Raw genomic sequence first — 22,153 nt, forward strand, 5'->3', positions numbered from 1 at the left:
AATAGGGCCTTGGGATCGATGCTTTCGTTTTCGCTGAGCATTTCCACATCGAGGCTGAAGAGCTGGCTGATGTTTTCCTGGCCGCGCAATTCACGGAAATGCAGTTCATCGCCCAATGGCGTATGGATGGTGACTCGGCGTGTCATTGTATGAACCGCCCTGGGGGCGGCCTCCCGTCTCTTGGTGAGCGGGGATCATAGACAAGCCGATGGCTATAGGGCAATCAAATGCAGGGTCAGATACATCCTGTAAATGTAAGCAATTTCCCATCTTGGATACAGGCATGTATTTGAATGGCAGGCTATCCAATCAGGCATGTTCCAAAATCAGGTAATCCAGACTTGGCTGATCATGTGCTGTGGCAGGCGACCTGGGAATGTGCTGTACTGGGCATGAAAGCATTTGCACTTTTTTGGTGCATTTTTGGTGAGATACCATGTGAGCGACCGCTATCACCGTAACGGTGCAGAACTTCTGCACAAAGCCGGTGCATGGGAGGATGCTGCGGTGCTGCATTGGTGGGCCGGAAGGCGCCCCACCCAGCAGAAAAGACTGGCACGGTCCGTGCTTAACCCGGTTGTCACGAAATTTTTCAAACCGGAGGATCCCATGTCCCGTGCCAGCCTCAAGTCGCTCGCCATTGCCTGTGTCGCCATCGCTCCGCTCTGGGCCCACGCCCAGCTCACGGCCAATGTGTCCCTGACGACGAACTACAAGTTCCGCGGACAGGACCAGGACACGGGACGCAACAAGGCCGTCAAGCCTGCCCTGCAAGGCGGCTTCGACTACACCTTCGGCGACAGCGGCTGGTACATCGGCAACTGGAACTCCAGCGTGGACTGGCTGCCGGGCAACTCCCTGGAAACCGACTTCTACGGTGGCTACAAGTTCAAGGCCGGCGAGGTGGACCTGGACTTCGGTGCCCTGCAATACCTGTACTCGGGCAACTCCAGCGGCAACACCACCGAGCTGTATGGCGCGGCCACGTACGGCCCGTTCACGGCCAAGTATTCGCACACCGTATCCAAGGACTACTTCGGCTGGGCGGGCGAGAAAGCCGGCTCGGGCCTGTCGGGCCGCAATACCGGCTACCTGTGGCTGGGCTTCAGCAAGGAAGTCATGCCCAAGGTGACCGTGAAGGCCTCGCTGGGCTTTACGCGCTTTGCCAGCGACATCAAGGGCCTGGGCGTGCCCAACTATATGGACTACAGCGTGGGCGGTGCCTACGATTTCGGCGACGGCGTGTCGCTGGGCGCGGCCGTCACGGGTGCGAACAAGAAGTCTTACTTTGGTGACGTCAACAAGGCCCGCCTGATCGTGACGCTGACCAAGACCCTGTAACCGGACCTGAGGAGCTAAGCATCATGAAACTGGTGACCGCCATCATCAAGCCCTTCAAGCTGGACGAGGTGCGCGAGGCGCTCTCCGACATCGGCGTGCAGGGCATCACCGTGACCGAAGTCAAGGGCTTCGGCCGCCAAAAGGGCCATACCGAGCTGTACCGCGGCGCGGAATACGTGGTCGATTTCCTGCCCAAGCTGCGCCTGGAGGCCGCCGTGCCCGACGCACTGGTGGACCAGGTGATCGATGCCATCGAGGCCGCTGCGCGCACCGGCAAGATCGGTGACGGCAAGATCTTCGTGCTGCCCATCGAGCAGGCCGTCCGCATCCGTACCGGCGAGACCGGCGACAGCGCACTGTGAGTTTCAACCCCACGTTTCCCGAAAGACTGCCATGACCAAACGACTTCTTTCCATGGGCCTGGGGCTGGGCCTGCTGGCCGCAGGCGCCGCTGCCCTGGCACAGGAGCCCGCCGCCGCTGCAGCCGTTGCCGATGCGGCCGCTGCGGCAGCCCCCGCCGCCGCGGCGGCAGCCGAGGCGCCGGCCCCCGCGCTCAGCGCCGGTGACACGGCCTGGATGCTGACCTCGACCATGCTGGTGATCCTGATGGTGATCCCGGGCCTGGCACTGTTCTACGGCGGCCTGGTGCGCACCAAGAACATGCTGTCCGTGCTCTGCCAGGTGTTCGTGATCTTCTCGCTGATCACGCTGCTGTGGGCCGTCTACGGCTACTCGCTGACCTTTGCGGGCGAAGGCAACTTCTTCGGCGGCTTCGGCAAGATCTTCCTCAAGGGCATTGCGCCCGACACGCTGGCCGGCGCACTGCCGACCATTCCCGAGTACGTGTTCGTGGCCTTCCAGTCCACGTTCGCCGCCATCACCGTGGCCCTGATCGTCGGCGCCTTCGCCGAGCGCATCAAGTTCTCTGCCGTGATCCTGTTCTCGGTGCTGTGGTTCACCTTCAGCTACATCCCCATGGCCCACATGGTCTGGGGCGGCGGCCTGCTGGGCAAGGACGGCGCGCTGGACTTCGCAGGCGGCACCGTGGTGCACATCAACGCCGGTATCGCTGGACTGGTGGGTTCCTACATGCTGGGCAAGCGCATCGGCTTCGGCCGTGAGGCCCTGCCTCCGCACAGCCTGACGCTGACCATGGTCGGTGCCTCGCTGCTGTGGGTGGGCTGGTTCGGCTTCAACGCCGGCTCGGCAGGTGCTGCCAACGGCATCGCCGGCCTGGCTTTCATCAACACCATCGTCGCCACGGGCGCCGCCACCATCTCCTGGCTGGCCGCTGAAGCCCTGCACAAGGGCAAGGCCTCGATGCTGGGTGCTGCCTCGGGCGCCGTGGGCGGCCTGGTGGTCATCACCCCGGCGGCCGGCCTCGTGGGCCCCATGGGCGCCATCGTCATGGGCCTGATCGCCGGTCCCGTCTGCCTGTGGGGTGTGTCCGGCCTGAAGAAGCTGCTCAAGGTCGATGACGTTTGCGACGTGTTCGGCGTGCACGGCGTGGGCGGCATCCTGGGCGCCATCCTGACCGGCGTGTTCTGCGCCTCCAGCCTGGGCGGCATCGAGCCGGCAAACTTCAACATGGGCCATCAAGTGTGGGTGCAGGTCAAGAGCGTGCTGCTGACCATCGTCTGGTCCGGTGTGGTGGCTGGCATCTCCTACAAGATCTGCGACCTGGTCGTCGGCCTGCGCGTCAGCGAAGAGTCCGAGCGCCAGGGCCTGGACATCACCACGCACGGCGAGGTGGCGTACTACCGCTGATCGGTTTCCAGGGAGTTCATTGCGGATTGGCCTCGGTGCTTGCACCGGGGCCTTTTTTGCTTTGGAGCCGCTGCAGAGATGGCGTCTTTGCCTTTTCGTCCCGGCTGTTTTGCGCCGCCCGCAGAACTTCAAGCGCGCCGTTCAAAAAATTCACGGGCCCGCACCGAGGCGCAAAAGGGCCCAGCCGCTACCATGCAGGCCATGGATTCAGCCCAAAGCCAACTCATCCAGATCGCCGAGCGCGTGCGCGCCGCGGCGGCCGACGCCACGCCGCTGCGCATACGCGGTGGCGGCACCAAGGATTTTCACGGCCTGGCCCTGCAGGGCGAGCTGCTGGACACGCGGGCGCTGGCCGGCGTGGTCAGCTATGAGCCCAGCGAGCTGGTCGTGACCGTACGCGCCGGCACGCCGCTGGCCGAGGTCGAGGCCCTGCTGGCCGCACAGGGCCAGTGCCTGGCCTTCGAGCCTCCGCATTTCGATGGCCAAGACGCGGGCCGCGCCACCGTGGGTGGCATGGTGGCCAGCGGCCTGTCCGGGCCGGCGCGCGCCAGCGTGGGGGCCGTGCGCGACTTCGTGCTGGGGCTGGAGATGATCAACGGCCAGGGCGAGCTGCTGCGCTATGGCGGCCAGGTCATGAAGAACGTGGCGGGCTACGACGTCTCGCGGCTGATGGCGGGCTCCTGGGGCACGCTGGGCCTGATCACCGAGGTCAGCCTCAAGGTGCTGCCCGTGGCGCCGGCCGAGGCCACGCTGCGCTTCGAATGCACGCAGCAGCAGGCGCTGGACTGGCTCAATGCCTGGGGCGGACAGCCGCTGCCGCTCAATGCCAGCTGCTGGCTGCAGGAAGACAGCGCGGCCCAGGGCGTGCTGTACCTGCGCCTGCGCGGTGCGCGTGCCGCCGTGCAGGCGGCCTGCGGGCGCCTGGGGGGCGAGCGCATGCACAGCGCTGCGGCCGACTGGCAGGCCTGCCGGGAGCACCAGCTGCCCTGGTTCACCGCACGCGCACCGGGCCATGCGCTGTGGCGCCTGTCCGTGCCGCAGACGGCTCCGGCCCTGGCGCTGCCTGACGGCTGCAAGGGGCCCCTGGTCGAATGGCACGGCGCATTGCGCTGGGTACAGGCGCCGCGTGCGCTGGGCCATGCGCTTCGCGCGCTGGCAAAAGCAGCGGGCGGATCGGCCACCTTGTTCCGCTCCGAGGCAACGGGGCAGCCCGGCGCCGAGCCCGATTTCGACGCCCAGGCGGCCGATGCCACGGCCGCGCTGCATGCACGGCTCAAGCAGGCCTTCGATCCTGCGGGCATCTTCAACCGCGGCCGGCTGGCCGCCGCCTGGTAGGCCGGGCCAACGCCTGGCTCCGCCCATGCGCATGCGCCACCACCTGCACCTGCTCACGGACCGGCACCGCACGGTGGCCAGCAACCGCACGCTGGGCCTGCTGCTGGCCTTCAATGCGGGTGCGGTGAATGCGGGCGGCTTTTTGCTGGTGCACTCCTATACCTCGCACATGACGGGCTTTGTCTCGCTGCTGGCCGACAACCTCGTGCTGGGCAATACGGCGCTGGTGCTCAGTGCCTGCGGCGCGCTGCTGGCCTTTCTGTGCGGCGCGGCCGCGACGTCGCTGCTGGTTAACTGGGCGCGCCACCACCGGCTGCGCAGCAGCTATGCGCTGCCGCTGCTGCTGGAAGCCGCGCTGATGCTGCTCTTCGGCGTGCTGGGCGCGGCCATGCTGGCCTGGCCCACGCCGTTCGCCGTGCCGCTGGCCGTGCTGCTGCTGTCCTTCATCATGGGATTGCAGAACGCCACGGTGACCAAGATGTCGTCCTCGCAGATCCGCACCACGCACATGACGGGCGTGATCACCGACCTGGGCATGGAGCTGGGTCGAGCCCTCTACTGGAATCGCCATGGCAGCCCGCCCGAGCACCGGGTCCACGCCAACCATGTGCGGCTGCGGCTGTTCGCAGGGCTGCTGTCCATGTTCCTGCTGGGCGGCATTGCGGGCGCGCTGGGTTTCAGGCACCTGGGCTTCGTCTTCGTCGTGCCGCTGGCCGTGGTGCTGTGCCTGCTGTCCCTGCCGCCGCTGTGGGCCGACCGTGCGCGGTTGCCCCTGCTGCTGGGCCGGCGGGCCGCGCCTCGCGCATGACCGCCGTGTCCGGCTGCCGTGCCTGACCGTTCCCGGATACCCATACAACAAGAGCCCCACCATGCAGACCCAACTCGCACCCCAGTACCGCGCCACGCCCGAGGGCCAGGAGGCCGAAGCCATTTTGCGCAAGTGCGTGCACTGCGGCTTTTGCACGGCCACCTGCCCGACCTACCAATTGCTGGGCGACGAGCTGGACGGGCCGCGTGGCCGCATCTACCTGATCAAGCAGGTGCTGGAGGGCGAGACCCCCACGCGCGCCACCCAGCAGCATCTGGACCGCTGCCTGACCTGCCGCAACTGCGAAAGTACCTGCCCCAGCGGCGTGCAGTACGGCCACCTGGTGGACATAGGCCGCAAGATCGTCGAGGAGCAGGTGCCGCGCCCCTTCGGCGAGCGCGCCAGGCGCTGGGCGCTCAAGGAGGGGCTGAACTCGCCGCTGTTCGCCCCGGCCCTGAAGCTGGGCCAGGCCGTGCGCGGCCTGCTGCCCGAAGTCCTGGCCGAGAAAGTGCCCCAGCCGCAGGACGCGGGCCGCTGGCCCGTGCGCGAGCATGCGCGCAAGGTGCTGCTGCTGGCCGGCTGCGTGCAGCCCGCGATGATGCCGCGCATCAACTACGCCACGGCGCGCGTGCTGGATGCGGCCGGCATACAGACCGTGATCGCTCCCAACGCCGGCTGCTGCGGTGCCGTGAAATTCCACCTCAACGACCAGGAAGGCGGCAAGGCGCAGATGCGCGCCAACATCGACGCCTGGTGGCCCCAGGTGGACAGCGGCGCGGTGGAGGCCATCGTCATGAACGCCTCGGGCTGCGGGGTCACCGTCAAGGAGTACGGCCACCTGCTCAAGGACGATGCGCAGTACGCGGACAAGGCCGCGCGCATCAGCGCCCTCACGCGCGACCTGAGCGAGCTGCTGCCTGAGCTCCTGCCCGAGCTGGCCGAGCGCCTGCACGGCAGGGTGCGCGCACCGGCCGCGCCCATGGCCTACCACCCGCCCTGCACGTTGCAGCACGGGCAAAAGCTGCGCGGCGGCGTGGAAACCCATCTGGCCAGGCTGGGCTTCGAGCTGCGCGTGGCGCGCACCGAATCGCACCTGTGCTGCGGCTCGGCGGGAACCTACTCGGTGCTGCAGCCCGAACTCTCGCACCAGTTGCGCGACCGCAAGATCGGTGCGCTGACCGAAGGCTTCGATGCCCAGCGGCCCGCCGCCATCCTCTCGGCCAACATGGGCTGCATCGTCCACCTGCAAAACGGCACGGACCTGCCCGTGCGCCACTGGATCGAGGTGCTGGACGAGGCCCTGCTGGCCTGAGACCAGCCGCGTACCGAATGCGCATCTGTGCCTCCAGCGCGACGCCGTGGGGCCTATGCCCGCGCAAGCCTTTGCAATGCTGGCATGATGCGGGGTTTCGTTTTCTCCAAGCCCACGTGCTCCGCCATGACTGAATCCGTGTCTGAACCGCAAGAACAGAGCGCCGCGCTGCCGGCGGACGCCGCTGCCGGCACCGAGCCGCAGGCTGCAGCCAGCGCCGATGGCCAGGGCCGCAAGCGCTCGCGCCGCGGCGGACGTGGCCGCAACAAGGGCAAGGCCACCGAGCCTGCCGCCGACGCCGCATCCGGCGCGGCCGGCAGTGCCGAGGCCAACGCTTCCAGGCCCGTGCGCACCCAGCATCCGCTGCTGGCGCAACTGGCCCAATGGCATCCGAACCTGTTCGGCGAGCAGCCCCTGCCGCTCAAGCGCGGCATCTTCGAGGACCTGCTGGCCGCCCATCCCGAAGCCATCGACCGCGACCAGCTCAAGCTGGCCCTGTCCCAGCACACACGCTCGAGCCGCTACCTCACCGTGGTGGCCAGCGGCCAGGCGCGCCATGACCTGCAGGGCCAATCGGTCGAGCCCATGGCGCCCGAGCATGTGCACCATGCGCTGATCGAAGTCTTCCGTCGCCGCCAGCACCGCTCGCCCGAAGACCTGGCGCCCAAGCTGCGCAACCGCATCATCGCCGCCTACGAGGCCTCGGGCCTGTCCCGCGACGACTATGCGGCGCGCGTGCAGGGCCGTGACGAGGCCACCAACGCCCTGGTGGCCGAGGCCCTGGCCGAAGCCGATGCGCGTTCTGCACGAGACGAAGCTCTGCTGCGCGCCTTCGAGGCCAGCGGCCAGACCTCCGAAGCCGGCTTTGCCGACATGTACGGCATGAACCCGCGCCAGGTGGCGCAGCAGCTGGAACGCGCCCGCCGTCGCCTGCAGACGCAGGCGGCCTGAGGTACCAAGGACCGGCACCAAGGACCGGCGCCAAAGACCGGTAGCACCGTCTGCCGGCACACTCCACCGCCGCATGCCTGGCAAGGGCCGCGCCGGTGAACCCGCCCTGGATCACAGGCGGCATCTCTGCAGCGGACCCTCCGCCAGCACGCAGATGCCCACCAGGGGCGGGCCCGGGGATGAACTGTTTCACGGACGCCGCTGCACCCGGCCACGGGGCGGCGGCGCCTTGCCGTGCGCGCTCGTTCCCGTGGTCTGGCAAGGGCGCGCAAGGCACTTCAAAAGCAAAAAAGCAAAAGGAGACTTGCGATGTGGCTGGGTTTGTCGTTGTTCTACGTGGGCGCCGTGCTGTGCCTGAATGGCCTGTGGATGCTGGGGCGCATTGCCGACCGGGAAATCTGGGTCATCAACGTGTTCGCGGGCCTGGTCTCGCTGATCATCGGCCTGGCCTCGGCCTTCGGGCCCGAGCCTGATGCGGCCTCTGTCAAGACCGGCGCGCTCACCCTGCTGTTCGCCTTCACCTACCTGTGGGTGGCCATCAACCGCTTCACGGGGGCCGATGGCCGGGGCCTGGGCTGGTTCAGCCTCTTCGTGGCGATCACGGCCGTGCCGGTGGCCATCGATTCGCTGATCGGCGCCCGCACTGCCATCGACTGGTGGATGGCCGCCAACTGGGCGGCCTGGGCCGTGCTGTGGGCCATGTTCTTCATGCTGCTGGCCCTGGGCCGCAACATCGGCCGCATGACGGGCACGCTGTGCATTGCGCAGGGCGTGCTCACAGGCTGGCTGCCGGGCTACCTGCTGCTGGCCGGGCAGCTCACGGGCTGATTGCGCAGCGTTGGTGCGGGCAGGGCGTCAAGCCCCACGCCGTCGTGCATGCGCCAGCGCAGACAGCAGCGCGGCCGCGATGATGCAGGCGCCGCCGAGCAGCGTGCGAGGCGTCAGCACCTCGCCTGCAATCAGCACCGAGGAGACGCTGGCGAACACCACTTCGGCCAGCATGACCACGGCCGTCACGCCGGCCGGCAGGCGCGCGGCGCCGAACTGCAGCGCCCAGTTGCCCAGCATCAGCAGCATGGCCAGGCAGGCGGCGATCAGCATCCAGCCGGCCTGCGGAGCCGGCAGCGGCGGCACCAGGCCCACGCTGCTGCCTGCAAAGGCGCTGAACAGGCCCATCGCCATGCAGCCGCTGAACATGGCCAGCATGCGCGCCTGCGCCTGCACGGCCTGCAGGCGGCGCAGCAGCACATTGGTCAGCGCGAAGGTGAAGCCGCCGAACAGTGCCAGGCCGTCGGCCAGCGACAGGCCGCGCAGCAGCCCGGGCGAGCCGCCGCTGAATGTGCCCTCGGGCACCAGCACCAGCGCCACCCCGCCGAAGGCCAGCAGCAGCCGCGTCAGCGCGGCCGGCGTGGGCCGCTCGCCCAGGATCTTCCAGGCCAGCAGCACAGACCATGCCGGCATCAGATAGAACAGCAGCACCACGCGCACCACATCGCCAATGGTCACTGCCCAGTTGAAGGCGATGTTGTTGCTGCCCGCGCAGGCGCCCAGCAGTATCAGCGCCGGGTACTGCAGCGCCTGGCGCAGGCTGGCCGGGCGCAGCGCCACCAGCCCCGCCAGCACCAGGGCATACATCAGCGCCGTGGCCCACAGCGGATGCAGGCCGGCCTCGTGCATGGCGCGGAACGGCCACCAGGCCAGACCCCAGACCAGGGTGTTGAACAGCAGGGCGAGAACGGGCAGCGGGCTATGCATGGGGCAATGAAAAACGCCCGGGCAGGCAAGGCCTGCTCCGGACGCCGTGGGGACAAGGGCAGGCTAGTGGCAATCCTTGCGGGCAATCGCCAGCAGGCGCTCGACTTCCTCGGGATGCTGGCGCAGGTTGTTCCTGTGCCAGCGTCCGATCAGCCACATGATGCCGGCCACCACCAGGCCGAACACCGTGATGGCACCAAAGGCCGACAGCCCGAACTTGGTGGATAGCGCATAGAAGGCGCCCAGCGCCAGGATGCAGGCCTGCTCGTTGAAGTTCTGCACGGCAATCGAGCGGCCCGCGCCCATGAGGTTGTGGCCGCGGTGCTGCAGCAGCGCATTCATGGGCACGACCAGGAAGCCGCCCAGGCCGCCCAGCAGGATCAGGAAGGGAATGGCCACCCACACGCTGTGGATGAAGATCATGGCGATCACCAGCAGGCCCATGGTGATGCCCAGCGGAATGACGCGCGTGGCATTGTCCAGCCGCATGCGCATGGATGCGAGGATGGCGCCTGCCGCCGTGCCGATGGCCACCACGCCCACCAGGGCCGATGCCTGGGAGGTGCCGTAGCCCAGGGCCGCCGCGCCCCAGGCCAGCACGATGTAGCGCAGATTGCCCGACACGCCCCAGAACAGCGTGGTCGTGGACAGCGAGATCTGGCCCAGCTTGTCCCCCCACAGCCGCTGGCTGCAGGTCCAGAAGTCGGGCAGCAGGGCCAGGGTGTTGGCCAGCAGGCTCTTGCTGGGGTCCTGGCGCAGCGGGCGCAGGATGGTGTCGGTCAGCGGAATGCGCAGGTTGAACCAGGCGGCCAGCGCATAGACGCCGACCAGCACGGCAATCGCCGCTTCGGCCGCAGTGTCCACGCCCGTGTCCAGCAGCGGCAGGTCGAAGTCCAGCAGATGGGTCGAGATGCCCGGGCTCAGCAACTGCCCGCCCACGAGCACGCCCAGGATGATGGAGGTGATGGTCAGCCCCTCGATCCAGCCATTGGCCTTGACCAGCTGGGAGGCGGGCAGCAGCTCGGTGAGGATGCCGTACTTGGCCGGCGAGTAGGCCGCTGCGCCCAGGCCGACCACGGCGTAGGCGATCAGCGGATGGTTGCCGAACAGCATCATCAGGCAGCCCACGATCTTGATCGCATTGCTGATGAACATCACCCGCCCCTTGGGCAGGGCGTCGGCAAAGGCGCCGACGAAGGGGGCCAGGATCACGTAGAACAGCGCGAACATGGGCACCAGGGCGGCGCGCTGCCACTCGGGGGCGCCATTGGTGCGCAGCAGTTCCACGGCGGTCACGAACAGGGCGTTGTCTGCCAGCGAGCTGAAGAACTGCGCTGACATGATGGTGTAGAAACCGCGCTTCATGGATAGGCAGATGGGGTCAGCCGCAGGGCTGCTGACCGGTTAAATAAGGGCCCCGTGGCAAGTGACTGGCGGTTATATCACGCGGCCTTTGGCCGGCAGTGCCAGAATCCCAAGCTTCTGACTGAGTGAAAACCATGCCGCGTCCCATTCTTGCCACCATCCATTCCGCCGCGCTTCGCCACAATCTGGAGCGGGTGCGGCAAGCGGTCCCCGATGCCAAATTGTGGGCCGTGGTCAAAGCCAACGCCTATGGCCACGGTATCGAAAACGTGTTCGAGGCCCTGCGCGGCGCCGACGGCTTCGCCATGCTGGACCTGGCCGAGGCCGAGCGCGTGCGCCAGCTGGGCTGGCGCGGCCCCATCCTGCTGCTGGAGGGCGTGTTCGAGCCGCGCGACCTGGAGCTTTGCTCGCGCCTGTCCATCTGGCATGCCGTGCATTGCGACGCCCAGATCGACTGGCTGGCCGCGCACAAGACGCAGAACGGCCACCGCGTCTTCCTCAAGATGAACTCCGGCATGAACCGCCTGGGCTTCACGCCCGAGCGCTTTCGCGCGGCCTGGGCTCGGCTCAATGCCTTGCCCCAGGTGGAGGAAATCTCGTTCATGACCCACTTCAGCGATGCCGACGCAGGCGCTGGCCAGTCGGGCATCTCCGCGCAGCTGCAGCGCTTTCACGACGCCACGTGCGACCTGCCCGGCGAGCGCAGCGTGGGCAACAGTGCCGCCACGCTGCGCCATGGCGACGATGCCCAGGTGCGCTGCGACTGGGTGCGGCCCGGCATCGTGCTGTACGGCAGCTCGCCCGACTATCCGCAGCACACGGCGGCCCATTGGGGCTTGCAGCCCACGCAGACCTTGAGCTCGCGCATCATCGGCGTGCAGCAGCTGGCTGCGGGGCAGAGCGTGGGCTATGGATCGCGCTTCACGGCCGAAGGTCCCGTGCGCCTGGGCACCGTGGCCTGCGGCTATGCCGACGGCTATCCGCGCCACTGCGGCACCGGCACGCCCGTGCTGGTCGACGGCGTGCGCACCCGCACCCTGGGCCGCGTGAGCATGGACATGCTGGCCGTGGACCTGACGCCCGTGCCCGATGCCGGCATGGGCAGCGAAGTCACGCTGTGGGGCCGCGCCAGCAACGGCGCCGTGCTGCCCATCGACGAGGTGGCCGAGGCGGCCGGCACGCTGGGCTATGAACTCATGTGCGCCGTCGCGCCGCGCGTGAACAAGGCCGTCGATTGATCAGGGCGCGGCCTGGACGCTGTCCCTGGCCCGCTCCAGCAGCGCCATCATCTGCTGTTGCGCGGCAGGCTCCCAATCCTTGAGCAGCCGCGCCGCCAGCGCCTGGCGCGACTGGCGCAGCCGGTCGAACAGGGCCTGGCCCTGGGGGCTGAGGCTCAGGCAGCGCACGCGGCGGTCGCGGGCGTCCGGTTCGCGGTCCAGCCATCCCTGCTCCTGCAGCTGCGCCAGCATGCGCGCGAGCTGGGCCTTGTCCATGTGGCTGTGGTCGACCAGATCCCTTTGCGTGCGGCCCGGGTGCCGGCCCACGTACATCAGCACGCGCACCTCGTTGGGCGTCAGCCCGGGCTCCATGGACTCCATGTCCTCGCGCATGCGCGAGCGGAACAGGTGCAGCAGCTCGTGCATGGCCTCGAAGATATCGGCGGGCAGGGAGGCATTCATGGCAGGGTCTTGTGGAAATATGTTGACAAAGTCAACGGATGGCAGAGAATTGGTGGACTAAATCAACATTCTAGGCCGTCACAGGCCGTCTCGCCAATGAACTTGCCCAATCCAGCCAACTCTGCCGTGGCGCCTGCCCCCGTCGTCCACCGTGTCCGCCATCCCTTCCGCGCCCGCCATGTGCAATTGCTCTCGCGCGAGCAGCCCAGCCCCGGCTTTGTGCGCCTGACCCTGGGCGGACCCGAACTGGAGGACTTCGTCAGCGCGGGCTTTGACGACCACGTCAAACTCATCCTGCCCCAGGCCGGGCGCGAACTGCCCGCGCTTCCCGTGCTGCTCGATGGCCGCCCCACCTTCGTGGAGGACGAGCGCCCCACCTTGCGCGACTACACGCCGCTGCGCTACGACGCTGCGCGCCAGAACCTCATCATGGATTTCGCACTGCACGATGCCGGCCCCGCCACCGAATGGGCGCTGACCGCGCCCCTGGGCCAGTGGGTGGGCCTGGCCGGGCCGCGCGGCAGCCTGGTGATCTCGGCCAACCTGCCATGGCATTGGCTGTTCGGCGACGAGACCGCCATGCCCGCCATCGAGCGGCGCCTGGCCGAACTGCCCGCCGGCAGCCGCGCCGTGGTGCGCGTGCAGCTGCGCAACCCTGCCGACCGCCGCCAGTGGAAGAGCACGGCCCAACTGGACTGTGCCTGGGTCGAATCGCTGGCCGACGCCGTGCAGGCGCTGGAGCTTCCCCAGGACGACGACGGATATATCTGGGCGGCGGGCGAGCACAGCGCCATGGCCGAGCTGCGGCGCCTGCTGCTGGCCAAGGGCGCCGCGCCCAAGCGCATGCGCGTGGCCTCGTACTGGAAGCAGGGCCAAGCAGACCACCATGAAGACCTGAACGATCCCAGCTGACCTGCGTGGAGAAAAGCAAGAAAGGCACAGACGAAAAAAAGCCCACCGAAGTGGGCTTTTTTTCGTGGTGGTTGCGCGAGAAGGATTTGAACCTCCGACCTTTGGGTTATGAGCCCAACGAGCTACCAGACTGCTCCATCGCGCGGTAATTCCGCAGTAATTTCGTTTCGCCGCATTTTGTGCAGCGAAGAAGGCAACTATAACCGATATCTCTTTGTCACGCAACTGCGTTAGACAACAGGCAGGCGGGCGGGGCGGCAGCCACTGCTCGGTATAGTGCCCAACCCATGGCCAAAGACAAAACCACGTTCATCTGCAATGCCTGCGGCGGCTCCAGCCCGCGCTGGCTGGGCAAGTGCCCGGCCTGCGGGGCCTGGAATTCGCTGATCGAGGCCGTTGCCGAGCCTGCGGGCGCGGGCAAGAACCGGCTCAGCCAGCCGCAGGGCTATGCGGGCCTGGCCAATGCCCAGGCCGTGATGCCGCTGTCGGCCATCGAGGCCCAGGACGTGGCGCGCACGCCCAGCGGCATCGAGGAGCTGGACCGCGTGCTGGGCGGCGGCATTGTCGAAGGCGGCGTGGTGCTGATTGGTGGCGACCCCGGCATCGGCAAGTCCACCCTGCTGCTGCAGGCCATGGATGCGCTGCACCGCGTGGGCCTGCCCACGCTGTATGTGACCGGCGAGGAAAGCGGTGCCCAGGTCGCGCTGCGTTCGCGCCGCCTGGGGCTGGAGGCCAGCCAGGTCAATGTGCTGGCCGAGATCCAGCTGGAGAAGATCCTCGCCACCATGGAGGCCACGCAGCCGGCCGTGGTCGTCATCGACTCCATTCAGACCGTGTACTCGGACCAGCTGTCCTCGGCGCCGGGCTCGGTGGCCCAGGTGCGCGAATGCGCGGCCCACCTCACGCGCGCGGCCAAGACCACGGGCATCACCGTGATCCTGGTCGGCCATGTGACCAAGGAAGGCGCCCTGGCCGGCCCGCGCGTGCTGGAGCACATGGTGGACACCGTGCTCTACTTCGAGGGCGACACGCACAGCAACTTCCGCCTCGTGCGCGCCATCAAGAACCGCTTTGGCGCCGTCAACGAGATCGGCGTCTTCGCCATGACGGAGAAGGGCCTCAAGGGCGTCACCAACCCCAGCGCCATCTTCCTGTCCCAGCACAGCGAGCCGGTACCGGGCTCCTGCGTGCTGGTCACGCTGGAGGGCACGCGGCCCATGCTGGTGGAAATACAGGCCCTGGTCGACCAGGGCGGCCCCGCGCCCCGGCGCCTGTCCGTGGGCCTGGACCGGGACCGGTTGGCCATGCTGCTGGCCGTGCTCAGCCGCCATGCGGGCGTGGCCTGCGCGGACCAGGATGTCTTCGTCAACGCTGTGGGCGGCGTGCGCATCAGCGAGCCTGCGGCCGACCTGGCCGTCATGCTGTCCATCACCTCCAGCCTGCGCGGCCGCGCCCTGCCCAAGGGATTCCTGGCCTTTGGCGAAGTGGGCCTGGCCGGCGAAGTGCGCCCCGCGCCGCGAGGCCAGGAGCGCCTGAAGGAAGCCGCCAAGCTCGGCTTCACCATGGCCGTGGTGCCCAAGGCCAATGCGCCCAAGAAGGCCATCCCCGGCCTGACCGTGCATGCCGTGGAGCGCGTGGACGAAGCCATGAACATCGTCCGAGGGATGGGCTGAGGCACTGCCTTGCCGAGCGCATTGCGGGGGCATACGCACTGTCCGCAGCGGTCCTGCGGCGCCTCCATAAGACAATCGGCGCCATGAATTTGCGCAATATCCTGATTCCCCTGGGTCTGCTCGTACTGCTGGTGGCTGCGCACCAGTCCTATGGCTGGATGGGCGTGGTTGCCGTGGGCGGCGGCATCATGATGTGGCTGCTGCTGCATTTCACGCGGCTGATGTCCATCATGAAGAAGGCCTCGGACCGCCCCATGGGCTATGTGGGCAGCGCCGTGATGCTCAACGTCAAGCTCAAGCCCAAGGTCTCGCTGATGCACGTGGTGGCCATGACGCGCTCCCTGGGCGAGCGCCTGTCCGAAGACGGCCAGCATCCCGAGATCTACCGCTGGACCGACGGCACGCAATCCCATGTGACCTGCGAGTTCATGCATGGCCGGCTCGTGAAGTGGACCCTGGTGCGCCCCACGCCCGAACCCGAACCGCAACCCGAGACGGTGGCGGCCCCCGAGGCAGCCCCCGCGCCCTAAAATAGCGGGTTGGTGTTCTGTTCAATACCCCCAAGGATGTTTCTATGAGCCCCGTTGTTCCCTCGATGGCCGATCGTGACGGCAAGATCTGGATGGATGGACAGCTGGTGGACTGGCGCGATGCCAAGATCCACGTGCTGACCCACACGCTGCACTACGGCTGCGGCGCATTCGAGGGCGTTCGGGCCTACAAGACCGAACAGGGGCCGGCCATCTTCCGCCTGGAAGACCACACCAAGCGACTGTTCAACAGCGCCAAGATCCTGCGCATGCAGATCCCGTTCACCCAGGAAGCGGTGAACCAGGCCCAGGTGGAGGTCGTGCGTGCCAACAAGCTGGAATCGTGCTACCTGCGCCCGCTGACCTGGATCGGCGACCGCAAGCTGGGCGTCTCGCCCAAGGGCAACACCATCCACCTGATGGTGGCTGCCTGGGCCTGGGGCGCCTACCTGGGCGAGGAAGGCATGCAGCGCGGCATCCGCGTCAAGATCTCCAGCTTCACGCGCCACCACGTGAACATCACCATGAGCCAGGCCAAGGCGGTGAGCAACTACACCAACTCCATCCTGGCCAACACCGAGGCGCTGGACGACGGCTACGACGAGGCCATCCTGCTGGACGCCTCGGGCTTCGTCTCCGAGGGCTCGGGCGAGAACATCTTCGTCATCAAGGACGGCGTGGTCTACACGCCCGACCTGTCGGCCGGCGCGCTCAACGGCATCACGCGCAATACCGTGATGCACATCTGCAAGGACCTCGGCCTGGAGGTGGTGCAAAAGCGCATCACGCGCGACGAGCTGTACATCGCCGATGAAGTCTTCTTCACCGGCACGGCCGCCGAAGTCACGCCCATCCGCGAGGTGGACCGCATCGAGATCGGCGCGGGCAGCCGCGGCCCCCTGACCGAAAAGATCCAGCAGGCCTTCTTTGACATCGTCAACGGCCGCAACCCCAAGTACGCCCATTGGCTGACTCGGGTCTGAGAAAAATGACCCCCACGCTACCCTTGCTTTGCAAGGTCCACTGCCCCCCGAGGGGGTGCTTTTCATCTTGGGGCGGCCCGGCGATGAAAATGACAGATACCCACGAAAGAGATAAGCAAGCATGACAACGAATGCCACCGTCGAACTGGCGGCCAAGGACCTCAACGCCCAGGGCGGCGTGTTCTGCCCCAGCCCCAAGGCCGACATGAGGCTGTGGAACAGCCATCCCAAGGTCTACCTGGACGTGGCCCACACCGGCGAGGCCAAGTGCCCCTACTGCGGCACGCTGTACCGCTTGAAGGCCGGCGAAGTCTTCGCAGGCGGGCATTGAGCAAAGCGGGCCTCGGCCCGCCTTTTTTGTTTCAGGATGCTGCCGGCCGCAATTGCAAAGCCTGGTCCCAAAGACTGCCTGGAACGGCACCGCCATGCAGTGCCTGCATCTCGGCAAAGTGGCGCCGTTCGCCTCCACGCAGCTTGACCAGAGGGGCAACGCTGGCAGCCGCTGGCACCAGGCACAGTTGCGGGTAGAGCAAATACCATTTCCAGCGGAGTGCTCGGTGGTAGATGAAGGCCGTGTCTTCGGCCTTGTACAGCACCAGTTGGCCATGGGTCTGACGGCGTAGCACCTGCTGGGCCGCGATGTGGCACAGCAAGTAGTCTGGGTCGGGGATCCCCTGTCGAGTGGCTTTCCAACTCGGGTCTGCCTGGGCATGTTCCAGGTACTTCTGCGTACCCTCAATGACCAGCGCTTGGTGGAACTCCTGCTGCCAGGCTGTCACGAAGGACGAACCTGCTGGCGCGCCAAACAGCCAGTTTTCAATCACTGGGTATTCAGGGTCCTGGGTGAAGCCTTCCAGATAAAAGCCGACGAACTCGGCCGGACCTCGGGCAGGCAACATCCAGTCCAGCGAGCGGGTCAGCAAAATGCTGGCATCCAGCCAGAAGCCTCCATGGCGTGCAACCAGATACAAGCGGACCCAGTCGGCTTGCTTGGTGGGGGATAATCGCGCGAAATTTTCGGGCAGCGCCTCTTCTGGGACGTGCTGACCCCGGTTCCCCGGATGTACCAGATGGACTGCATATCCGGGGCAGTTCACACGCCAGCTCTGGATGCAGGACAGCACGAAGGCATCGGGCTCTGGGTGATTCCAGTACGTCCAGATCGTCTTCGGGATGTCCGCTGCAAGACCATCGGCTGCCGGGGGCGATGGGGGCAGCTGCAAGGGCGCGGGCATGGTGTAATCTGCGCCGATTTTGGAAGGGGCTGCCCAGCGATGGAGCAGCCTGAATAAGACCGCAGGAATTTTTTTCATAGCGGATGGAAAGCGGAATGCCCGCATTTTGGGGCAGAAAGTCGCGGTCTTGATGAGATTTGACAAGTCGAAGCTGCCAGGGCTCCTCACGACCCTGGCCGCTGTTCTGGTGCCCGGACTGGCCTTGTGGCTGCGGTCGGGCTATTCCTATGGCGCGGGCCTCATGGCCCTGGGCGCCCTGTGTTTTCTGCCCCGCTGGGTCCGGTACAGGCAGTCGCCTGGCACCTGGCTGCTGGTGGCACTGTTCATGGGCATGGCGGTGATGTGGTACCACCTGTCCGTGCTGGACGGGGGCACCGGTCAGTTCGACCGCCCCGTGAAATTCATCCTGGGCGCGGTCAGCCTGCTGTTCGCCATGTGCTACCCGCCCACGGCGCGGATCTTCCTGTGGGGCATACCGCTGGGCAGCGCAGGCGCGGGCTTCATGGCCCTGTGGCAGGTCTGCGTGCTGGGCATGGAGCGGGCCACTGGCTACACCAATGCCATCCAGTGGGGCAACATGGCCTTGCTGCTGGGCTGCTTCTCGTGCATCTATGCCATGTCCTTCTGGCACCAGCGCTCCCTGCTGTGGCGCCTGCTGGTGCTGGCGGCCGCTGCAATGGGTGCGCTGGCTTCGCTGCTGTCGGGCTCGCGGGGGGGCTGGCTGGCGCTGCTGCCGATGTTCCTCATGCTGATGGTGCTGGTGCGCATGTACCGCCCGCAGTACTTCGGGCGCCTGTTGCTGGGCTGCGCTGCAATCGTGGTGGCGCTGGCCACCGTGATGGCCTTCATACCCCGCGTCAGCGAGCGCGTCGACGAGGTCTACCTGGATGTGAGCAACTACCTGCATTCCGGCAACTCCGACACCTCGCTGGGCACGCGCCTGGAGCAGTACCGGCTGGCCGTGCAGATGATCGGCGAGAAGCCCCTGCTGGGCTGGGGCATGCAGGGCTATGTGGACGAGATGCACCGGCGCGTGGACGCGGGTGACTATGGACGCTCCATCCGCGAATACAACTTCATCCACAACGACTTCCTGGACATCTGGGTCAAGCTCGGCGTGCCGGGCGTGCTGCTGCAGGCGGCACTGTTCATCTCGCTGCTGTGGCTGTTCTGGCCCTCGCGGCGGCGCATGGCGCTGTGGCCTGCGGACAGCACCCCCTGGCGCGAGGCCCTGCTGCTGCGTATCCTGGGCAGCCTGATGCCAGCCATGTACCTGGCGTTCGGCATGTCACAGCAATTTTTCGTGCACAACAGCGGCATCGTCTTCTTCGTCTTCCTCGTGGTGGCCCTGTGGTCATCGCTGCATGGCCTGGAAAGGGCCAGCGGAGCCGTGCGGTGACGGAGCGCGCCACCACGGCCCGGCCCCGGGTGCTGCACTTCGTGACGGGCGGCTTCTCGGGTGCCACCCAGGTGGCGGTGGATCTGGTGTCGGCGCACCGCGCGTCGGGCCGCTTCGACGCCCGGCTGGTGCTGCGGCGCAAGCGCAATACCTCCGATGAACGCGTGCAGAAGCTGCGCGACGGCGGCATCGATGTCGATGTGGTCGCCGGCTGGTCCCATGCCGCCACCGTCTGGCAGCTGCGCCGCATCTGCCTGGACTTCCGGCCGGACATCGTCGTCGCCCATGGTTTCAGCGACCACCTCTGGGGCCGCTTTGCCGCGCTGTGGGCCGGAGTGCCCTGCCTGGTGCATGTGGAACACAACTCGCGCGAGCGCTACACGCGCTGGCGGCTGGCGCAGGCCCTGTGGCTGACCGAGCGCACGGCCGCCATCGTCGGCTGCTCCGAAGGCGTGCGCCAGAGCCTGCAGGACCGCGGCTTTCCTGCAGACAAGCTCTTGGCCATCAGCAACGGCATCCGGCCCGAGCCCTATCTGCAGGAGCCACCCCCCTTGCTGCAGCGCCGCCCGGACATCGTCATGGCCGCGCGCTTTGCGCGGCAAAAGGACCATGCCACCTTGCTGCGCGCGCTGGCCGTGCTGCGCCAGCGCGGCCTCAAGCCCACGCTGACCCTGGCCGGCGGCGGCAAGGCGCGCGCCCAGCAGGCGGCGCAGCGGCTCAGCGCCGAACTGGGCCTGCAGGACCAGGTGCAATTCATCGGTATCTGCAACGACGTGCCCGGCCTGCTGCGCGCGCACCGCGTCTGCGTGCTGTCCACGCACTACGAGGGCATGCCCCTGTCCCTGCTGGAAGGCATGGCGGCGGGCTGCGTGGTGGTGGGCAGCTGCGTGGTGGGCGTGCAGGAAGTGGTGCGGCCCGGCGACAACGGCCTGCTGGCCGCGCACGCCGACCCTGAATCGCTGGCCGACGCCCTGCAGCAGGCGCTGCAGGATGACGAGGCCGCCGTGCGCATGGCCGCCACCGCGCGGCAGGAAGCCCTGTCGCACTACAGCCTGCAGCGCATGACCGGCCAGTACGAAGACCTGTTCGCCCGCCTGCTGCAGGGGGAGCGTCCGTGACCTGGCTCAGCATCCTGGTGCCCGTCTACAACGTGCTGCCCTACCTGGAGGAATGCCTGCAGTCCGTCATGGACCAGGCCGATGCCGGCGTGCAGGTGCTGGTGCTGGACGACTGCTCCACCGATGGCTCCTGGGCCCTGATGCAGCAGCTGGACCAGCGCTGGCCCGGCCGCCTGCAGCTCATGCAGCACGAGCGCAACGCCGGCCTGAGCGCGGCGCGCAACACCATGATCGATGCGGCCACGGGCGACTACCTGTGGTTCCTGGACTCCGACGACAAGCTGCTGCCCGGCGCGATTGCCGGGCTGTCGGCCATCGTGAAACAACATGCGCCCGATGCCGTGCTCTGCGACTTCTCCGTCTGGCGCGAGGCCCCGCGCCTCAAGCACCGCCTGCGCGGCGAGGCGCACCGGCACAGCTTCCAAGGTCCTACGCTGCAGCGCTCGCAGGACCGGGGCGCCCTGCTGGCCGGCCTGCTGCGCACGGGCCAGCTGCATGCCTGGTCCAAGATCTCGCGCCGCAGCCTGTGGGATGCCGGCCTGCGCTTTCCTGCAGGCCGCTATTTCGAAGACATGATGACCATGCCGCAGATGGCGCTGCGCTGCAGCAGCTTCTACTACCACCCCCAGCCCTGGGTGGCCTACCGGCAGCGTGCCAACTCCATCCTTGCCTCCATGACGCCTGCCAAGGCCGCAGACCAGTCCGCCGCCCTGTGGCCGCTGGCGCAGGCCGTGCAAGCCCTGGAGGATGATGCGCTGCGCAACGACGGGCGCCTGCACTTCGCCTGGGCGCACCAGGCTGCGCGCAACCTCATCGGCGCCCTGCGCTTTCTCGACCGGCAGCGGGACATGCCGCCTGCGCAGCGGCAGGCACTGGCGCAGCAGTTCCTGGCGGACTTCGGCCGCATCTCCCCGCTGTCCCTGCCGGCCCTGCGCCAGGCCTATGTGCGCAGGGGCTGGGTGCTGCGCGCCTGGAAGCTGCGCCGCTGGGAGCAGTGGGCACGCCAGCAAGGAGCCCCTGCATGAGCGCCCTGAAACTGAAAACCCGGGGCGAGCTGTGGCTGGCGGCGGGCATGCGCCGCTTCTACGCCACCTTCGCACGCCGCCTGGAGCAGGGCCCCGCGCCCGACTTCCGCAGCCACGACATTGGGCCTGCGGCGCCCGTGCCCGTCTCCACGCCCATACCCCGCATCATCTGGGCCTACTGGAATGGCGACTCGGTGCCGCTGCTCATACAGCGCTGCTTTGACAACTGGGCCCGCCTGAACCCCGGCTACAGCCTGCGCATCCTCAACGACGCGCAACTGCCGCAATACGTGCCGCAACTGCCCGGCAACCTGCAGCAGCTGCCCGTGGCCAAGCGCTCGGACTGGCTGCGCCTGGAATTGCTGCACCGCCATGGCGGCATCTGGCTGGACGCCAGCACCATCCTCACCGAGCCGCTGGACTGGCTGCTGGAGCAGCAGCAGCGCAGCGGCGCCGATCTCGTCGCCTACTACCTGGAGCGCTACACCCGCGACCCGCAGGTGCCCGTGGTCGAGAACTGGCTCATGGCCGCGCCCCCGGGCAGCGCCTTCATCGCGGCCCTGCACAAGGAATACGTGGAACAGGTCCTGCCGCAGACGGGCGAGGCCTATATCGCCCAGCTCCAGCAGGCCGGCGAATACGAGCAACTGCGCCAGGGCATCGACATGCCCGCCTACCTCAGCATGCACCTGGCCATGCAGCGCGTGCTGCGCGCCGGCGGCAGCTACCGGCTGCGGCTGGCCAAGGCCGAGGACGGCCCCTTCTTCCTGCACGTGCAGGGTAACTGGGGCCGCACCCCGCTCAAGATCCGCCTGATGTTCTCGCGCACCGAACAGGCGCCCGTGCCGCTGATCAAGCTGCGCGCCCCCGACCGCAAGAAGCTGGACTTCTACCTGGAGCGCGGCCTCTACGTGCCCGGCAGCATCGCCGACCGCTACCTGCGGGGCTGAGCGGCGAGCGCGGAC

23 protein-coding genes and 1 tRNA gene are annotated in these 22,153 nt (G+C 67.4%); 18 read left to right on the forward strand and 6 right to left on the reverse strand.

Annotation, left to right across the window (positions count from 1 at the left end; all coding sequences use genetic code 11):
• Positions 1 to 609: 609 nt before the first annotated feature.
• Genes GRX31_RS28475 through amt form a run of 3 tightly spaced genes read left to right on the forward strand, consistent with a single transcriptional unit; the run spans position 610 to position 3,108 of the window.
• A complete protein-coding gene (locus GRX31_RS28475) occupies positions 610 to 1,341 on the forward strand; it encodes a TorF family putative porin (RefSeq protein WP_016448601.1) in 732 nt (243 codons plus the stop codon).
• Positions 1,342 to 1,364: 23 nt separating this feature from the next.
• Positions 1,365 to 1,703, forward strand: coding sequence for a P-II family nitrogen regulator (locus GRX31_RS28480; RefSeq protein WP_012202241.1), 339 nt, complete (start codon positions 1,365 to 1,367; stop codon positions 1,701 to 1,703).
• A 31-nt stretch (positions 1,704 to 1,734) separates the two neighbouring features.
• The gene (amt, locus tag GRX31_RS28485) at positions 1,735 to 3,108 is read left to right on the forward strand and encodes an ammonium transporter (RefSeq protein WP_026062912.1); all 1,374 of its coding nucleotides are present in this window, start codon (positions 1,735 to 1,737) and stop codon (positions 3,106 to 3,108) included.
• A 16-nt stretch (positions 3,109 to 3,124) separates the two neighbouring features.
• On the opposite strand, the gene GRX31_RS28490 is transcribed toward amt, so the two are convergent.
• On the reverse strand, positions 3,125 to 3,262 hold the full coding sequence (locus GRX31_RS28490) for a hypothetical protein (RefSeq protein ID WP_156179898.1): 138 nt from the start codon (positions 3,260 to 3,262) through the stop codon (positions 3,125 to 3,127).
• A 38-nt stretch (positions 3,263 to 3,300) separates the two neighbouring features.
• Between GRX31_RS28490 and glcE the strand changes: the two genes are divergently transcribed.
• The 5 genes from glcE to GRX31_RS28515 all read left to right on the forward strand — a co-directional run bounded on the left by glcE (position 3,301) and on the right by GRX31_RS28515 (position 8,342).
• Complete coding sequence (gene glcE / locus GRX31_RS28495; protein ID WP_160855933.1) at positions 3,301 to 4,443, forward strand: glycolate oxidase subunit GlcE; 1,143 nt, start codon at positions 3,301 to 3,303, stop codon at positions 4,441 to 4,443.
• A gap of 25 nt (positions 4,444 to 4,468) precedes the next feature.
• Complete coding sequence (locus GRX31_RS28500; protein ID WP_012202244.1) at positions 4,469 to 5,251, forward strand: YoaK family protein; 783 nt, start codon at positions 4,469 to 4,471, stop codon at positions 5,249 to 5,251.
• Positions 5,252 to 5,312: 61 nt separating this feature from the next.
• Positions 5,313 to 6,563, forward strand: coding sequence for a glycolate oxidase subunit GlcF (glcF, locus tag GRX31_RS28505; protein WP_160855935.1), 1,251 nt, complete (start codon positions 5,313 to 5,315; stop codon positions 6,561 to 6,563).
• An 84-nt stretch (positions 6,564 to 6,647) separates the two neighbouring features.
• Positions 6,648 to 7,514 (forward strand): ProQ/FinO family protein, encoded by an 867-nt coding sequence (locus tag GRX31_RS28510; RefSeq protein WP_160855937.1) that lies wholly within the window; start codon positions 6,648 to 6,650, stop codon positions 7,512 to 7,514.
• Positions 7,515 to 7,823: 309 nt separating this feature from the next.
• Positions 7,824 to 8,342, forward strand: a complete 519-nt coding sequence (locus GRX31_RS28515; RefSeq protein ID WP_016448593.1) for an AmiS/UreI family transporter — start codon at positions 7,824 to 7,826, stop codon at positions 8,340 to 8,342.
• A gap of 27 nt (positions 8,343 to 8,369) precedes the next feature.
• On the opposite strand, the gene GRX31_RS28520 is transcribed toward GRX31_RS28515, so the two are convergent.
• Positions 8,370 to 9,269 carry a DMT family transporter gene (locus GRX31_RS28520; protein WP_160855939.1) on the reverse strand — a complete coding sequence of 300 codons (900 nt, stop codon included), beginning with the start codon at positions 9,267 to 9,269 and terminating at the stop codon, positions 8,370 to 8,372.
• 63 nt (positions 9,270 to 9,332) lie between these two features.
• Complete coding sequence (lplT, locus tag GRX31_RS28525) at positions 9,333 to 10,634, reverse strand: lysophospholipid transporter LplT (RefSeq protein ID WP_016448591.1); 1,302 nt, start codon at positions 10,632 to 10,634, stop codon at positions 9,333 to 9,335.
• A gap of 134 nt (positions 10,635 to 10,768) precedes the next feature.
• Here lplT and alr point away from each other — a divergent pair, with 134 nt between their 5' ends.
• Complete coding sequence (gene alr / locus GRX31_RS28530; protein ID WP_160855941.1) at positions 10,769 to 11,872, forward strand: alanine racemase; 1,104 nt, start codon at positions 10,769 to 10,771, stop codon at positions 11,870 to 11,872.
• Here alr and GRX31_RS28535 read toward each other — a convergent pair whose 3' ends face one another.
• On the reverse strand, positions 11,873 to 12,313 hold the full coding sequence (locus tag GRX31_RS28535; RefSeq protein WP_016448589.1) for a MarR family winged helix-turn-helix transcriptional regulator: 441 nt from the start codon (positions 12,311 to 12,313) through the stop codon (positions 11,873 to 11,875). It lies immediately after the preceding gene.
• 96 nt (positions 12,314 to 12,409) lie between these two features.
• Here GRX31_RS28535 and GRX31_RS28540 point away from each other — a divergent pair, with 96 nt between their 5' ends.
• Entirely contained in the window at positions 12,410 to 13,225 is an 816-nt protein-coding gene (locus GRX31_RS28540; protein ID WP_017407487.1) for a siderophore-interacting protein, read from the forward strand.
• A 68-nt stretch (positions 13,226 to 13,293) separates the two neighbouring features.
• On the opposite strand, the gene GRX31_RS28545 is transcribed toward GRX31_RS28540, so the two are convergent.
• A tRNA-Met gene (locus GRX31_RS28545) sits at positions 13,294 to 13,370 on the reverse strand.
• Positions 13,371 to 13,512: 142 nt separating this feature from the next.
• Here GRX31_RS28545 and radA point away from each other — a divergent pair.
• The 4 genes from radA to GRX31_RS28565 all read left to right on the forward strand — a co-directional run bounded on the left by radA (position 13,513) and on the right by GRX31_RS28565 (position 16,742).
• Positions 13,513 to 14,898 (forward strand): DNA repair protein RadA, encoded by a 1,386-nt coding sequence (radA, locus tag GRX31_RS28550; protein ID WP_016448587.1) that lies wholly within the window; start codon positions 13,513 to 13,515, stop codon positions 14,896 to 14,898.
• 83 nt (positions 14,899 to 14,981) lie between these two features.
• On the forward strand, positions 14,982 to 15,428 hold the full coding sequence (locus GRX31_RS28555) for a hypothetical protein (RefSeq protein ID WP_016448586.1): 447 nt from the start codon (positions 14,982 to 14,984) through the stop codon (positions 15,426 to 15,428).
• Positions 15,429 to 15,472: 44 nt separating this feature from the next.
• Positions 15,473 to 16,411: a branched-chain amino acid transaminase gene (locus GRX31_RS28560; protein WP_016453623.1), complete on the forward strand. Its 939-nt coding sequence runs from the start codon at positions 15,473 to 15,475 to the stop codon at positions 16,409 to 16,411.
• Between the two features lie 121 nt (positions 16,412 to 16,532).
• Entirely contained in the window at positions 16,533 to 16,742 is a 210-nt protein-coding gene (locus tag GRX31_RS28565) for a zinc-finger domain-containing protein (RefSeq protein ID WP_160855943.1), read from the forward strand.
• Between the two features lie 31 nt (positions 16,743 to 16,773).
• On the opposite strand, the gene GRX31_RS28570 is transcribed toward GRX31_RS28565, so the two are convergent.
• A complete protein-coding gene (locus GRX31_RS28570; protein WP_160855953.1) occupies positions 16,774 to 17,646 on the reverse strand; it encodes a glycosyltransferase family 32 protein in 873 nt (290 codons plus the stop codon).
• Between the two features lie 130 nt (positions 17,647 to 17,776).
• Here GRX31_RS28570 and GRX31_RS28575 point away from each other — a divergent pair, with 130 nt between their 5' ends.
• The 4 genes from GRX31_RS28575 to GRX31_RS28590 are packed head-to-tail and all read left to right on the forward strand — an operon-like array spanning position 17,777 to position 22,138.
• Positions 17,777 to 19,045 (forward strand): O-antigen ligase family protein, encoded by a 1,269-nt coding sequence (locus GRX31_RS28575; RefSeq protein ID WP_016448583.1) that lies wholly within the window; start codon positions 17,777 to 17,779, stop codon positions 19,043 to 19,045.
• Positions 19,042 to 20,163, forward strand: a complete 1,122-nt coding sequence (locus GRX31_RS28580) for a glycosyltransferase (protein WP_160855945.1) — start codon at positions 19,042 to 19,044, stop codon at positions 20,161 to 20,163. The genes GRX31_RS28575 and GRX31_RS28580 overlap by 4 nt, the downstream gene beginning before the upstream one ends.
• Entirely contained in the window at positions 20,160 to 21,188 is a 1,029-nt protein-coding gene (locus tag GRX31_RS28585; protein ID WP_133073781.1) for a glycosyltransferase family 2 protein, read from the forward strand. The genes GRX31_RS28580 and GRX31_RS28585 overlap by 4 nt, the downstream gene beginning before the upstream one ends.
• The gene (locus GRX31_RS28590; RefSeq protein WP_160855947.1) at positions 21,185 to 22,138 is read left to right on the forward strand and encodes a glycosyltransferase family 32 protein; all 954 of its coding nucleotides are present in this window, start codon (positions 21,185 to 21,187) and stop codon (positions 22,136 to 22,138) included. Before GRX31_RS28585 ends, GRX31_RS28590 begins: the two co-directional genes overlap by 4 nt.
• The last annotated feature ends 15 nt before the right edge of the window (positions 22,139 to 22,153 follow it).

It is taken from the genome of Delftia sp. CH05, from assembly GCF_009827015.1.
Taxonomy (GTDB): domain Bacteria; phylum Pseudomonadota; class Gammaproteobacteria; order Burkholderiales; family Burkholderiaceae_C; genus Comamonas; species Comamonas tsuruhatensis.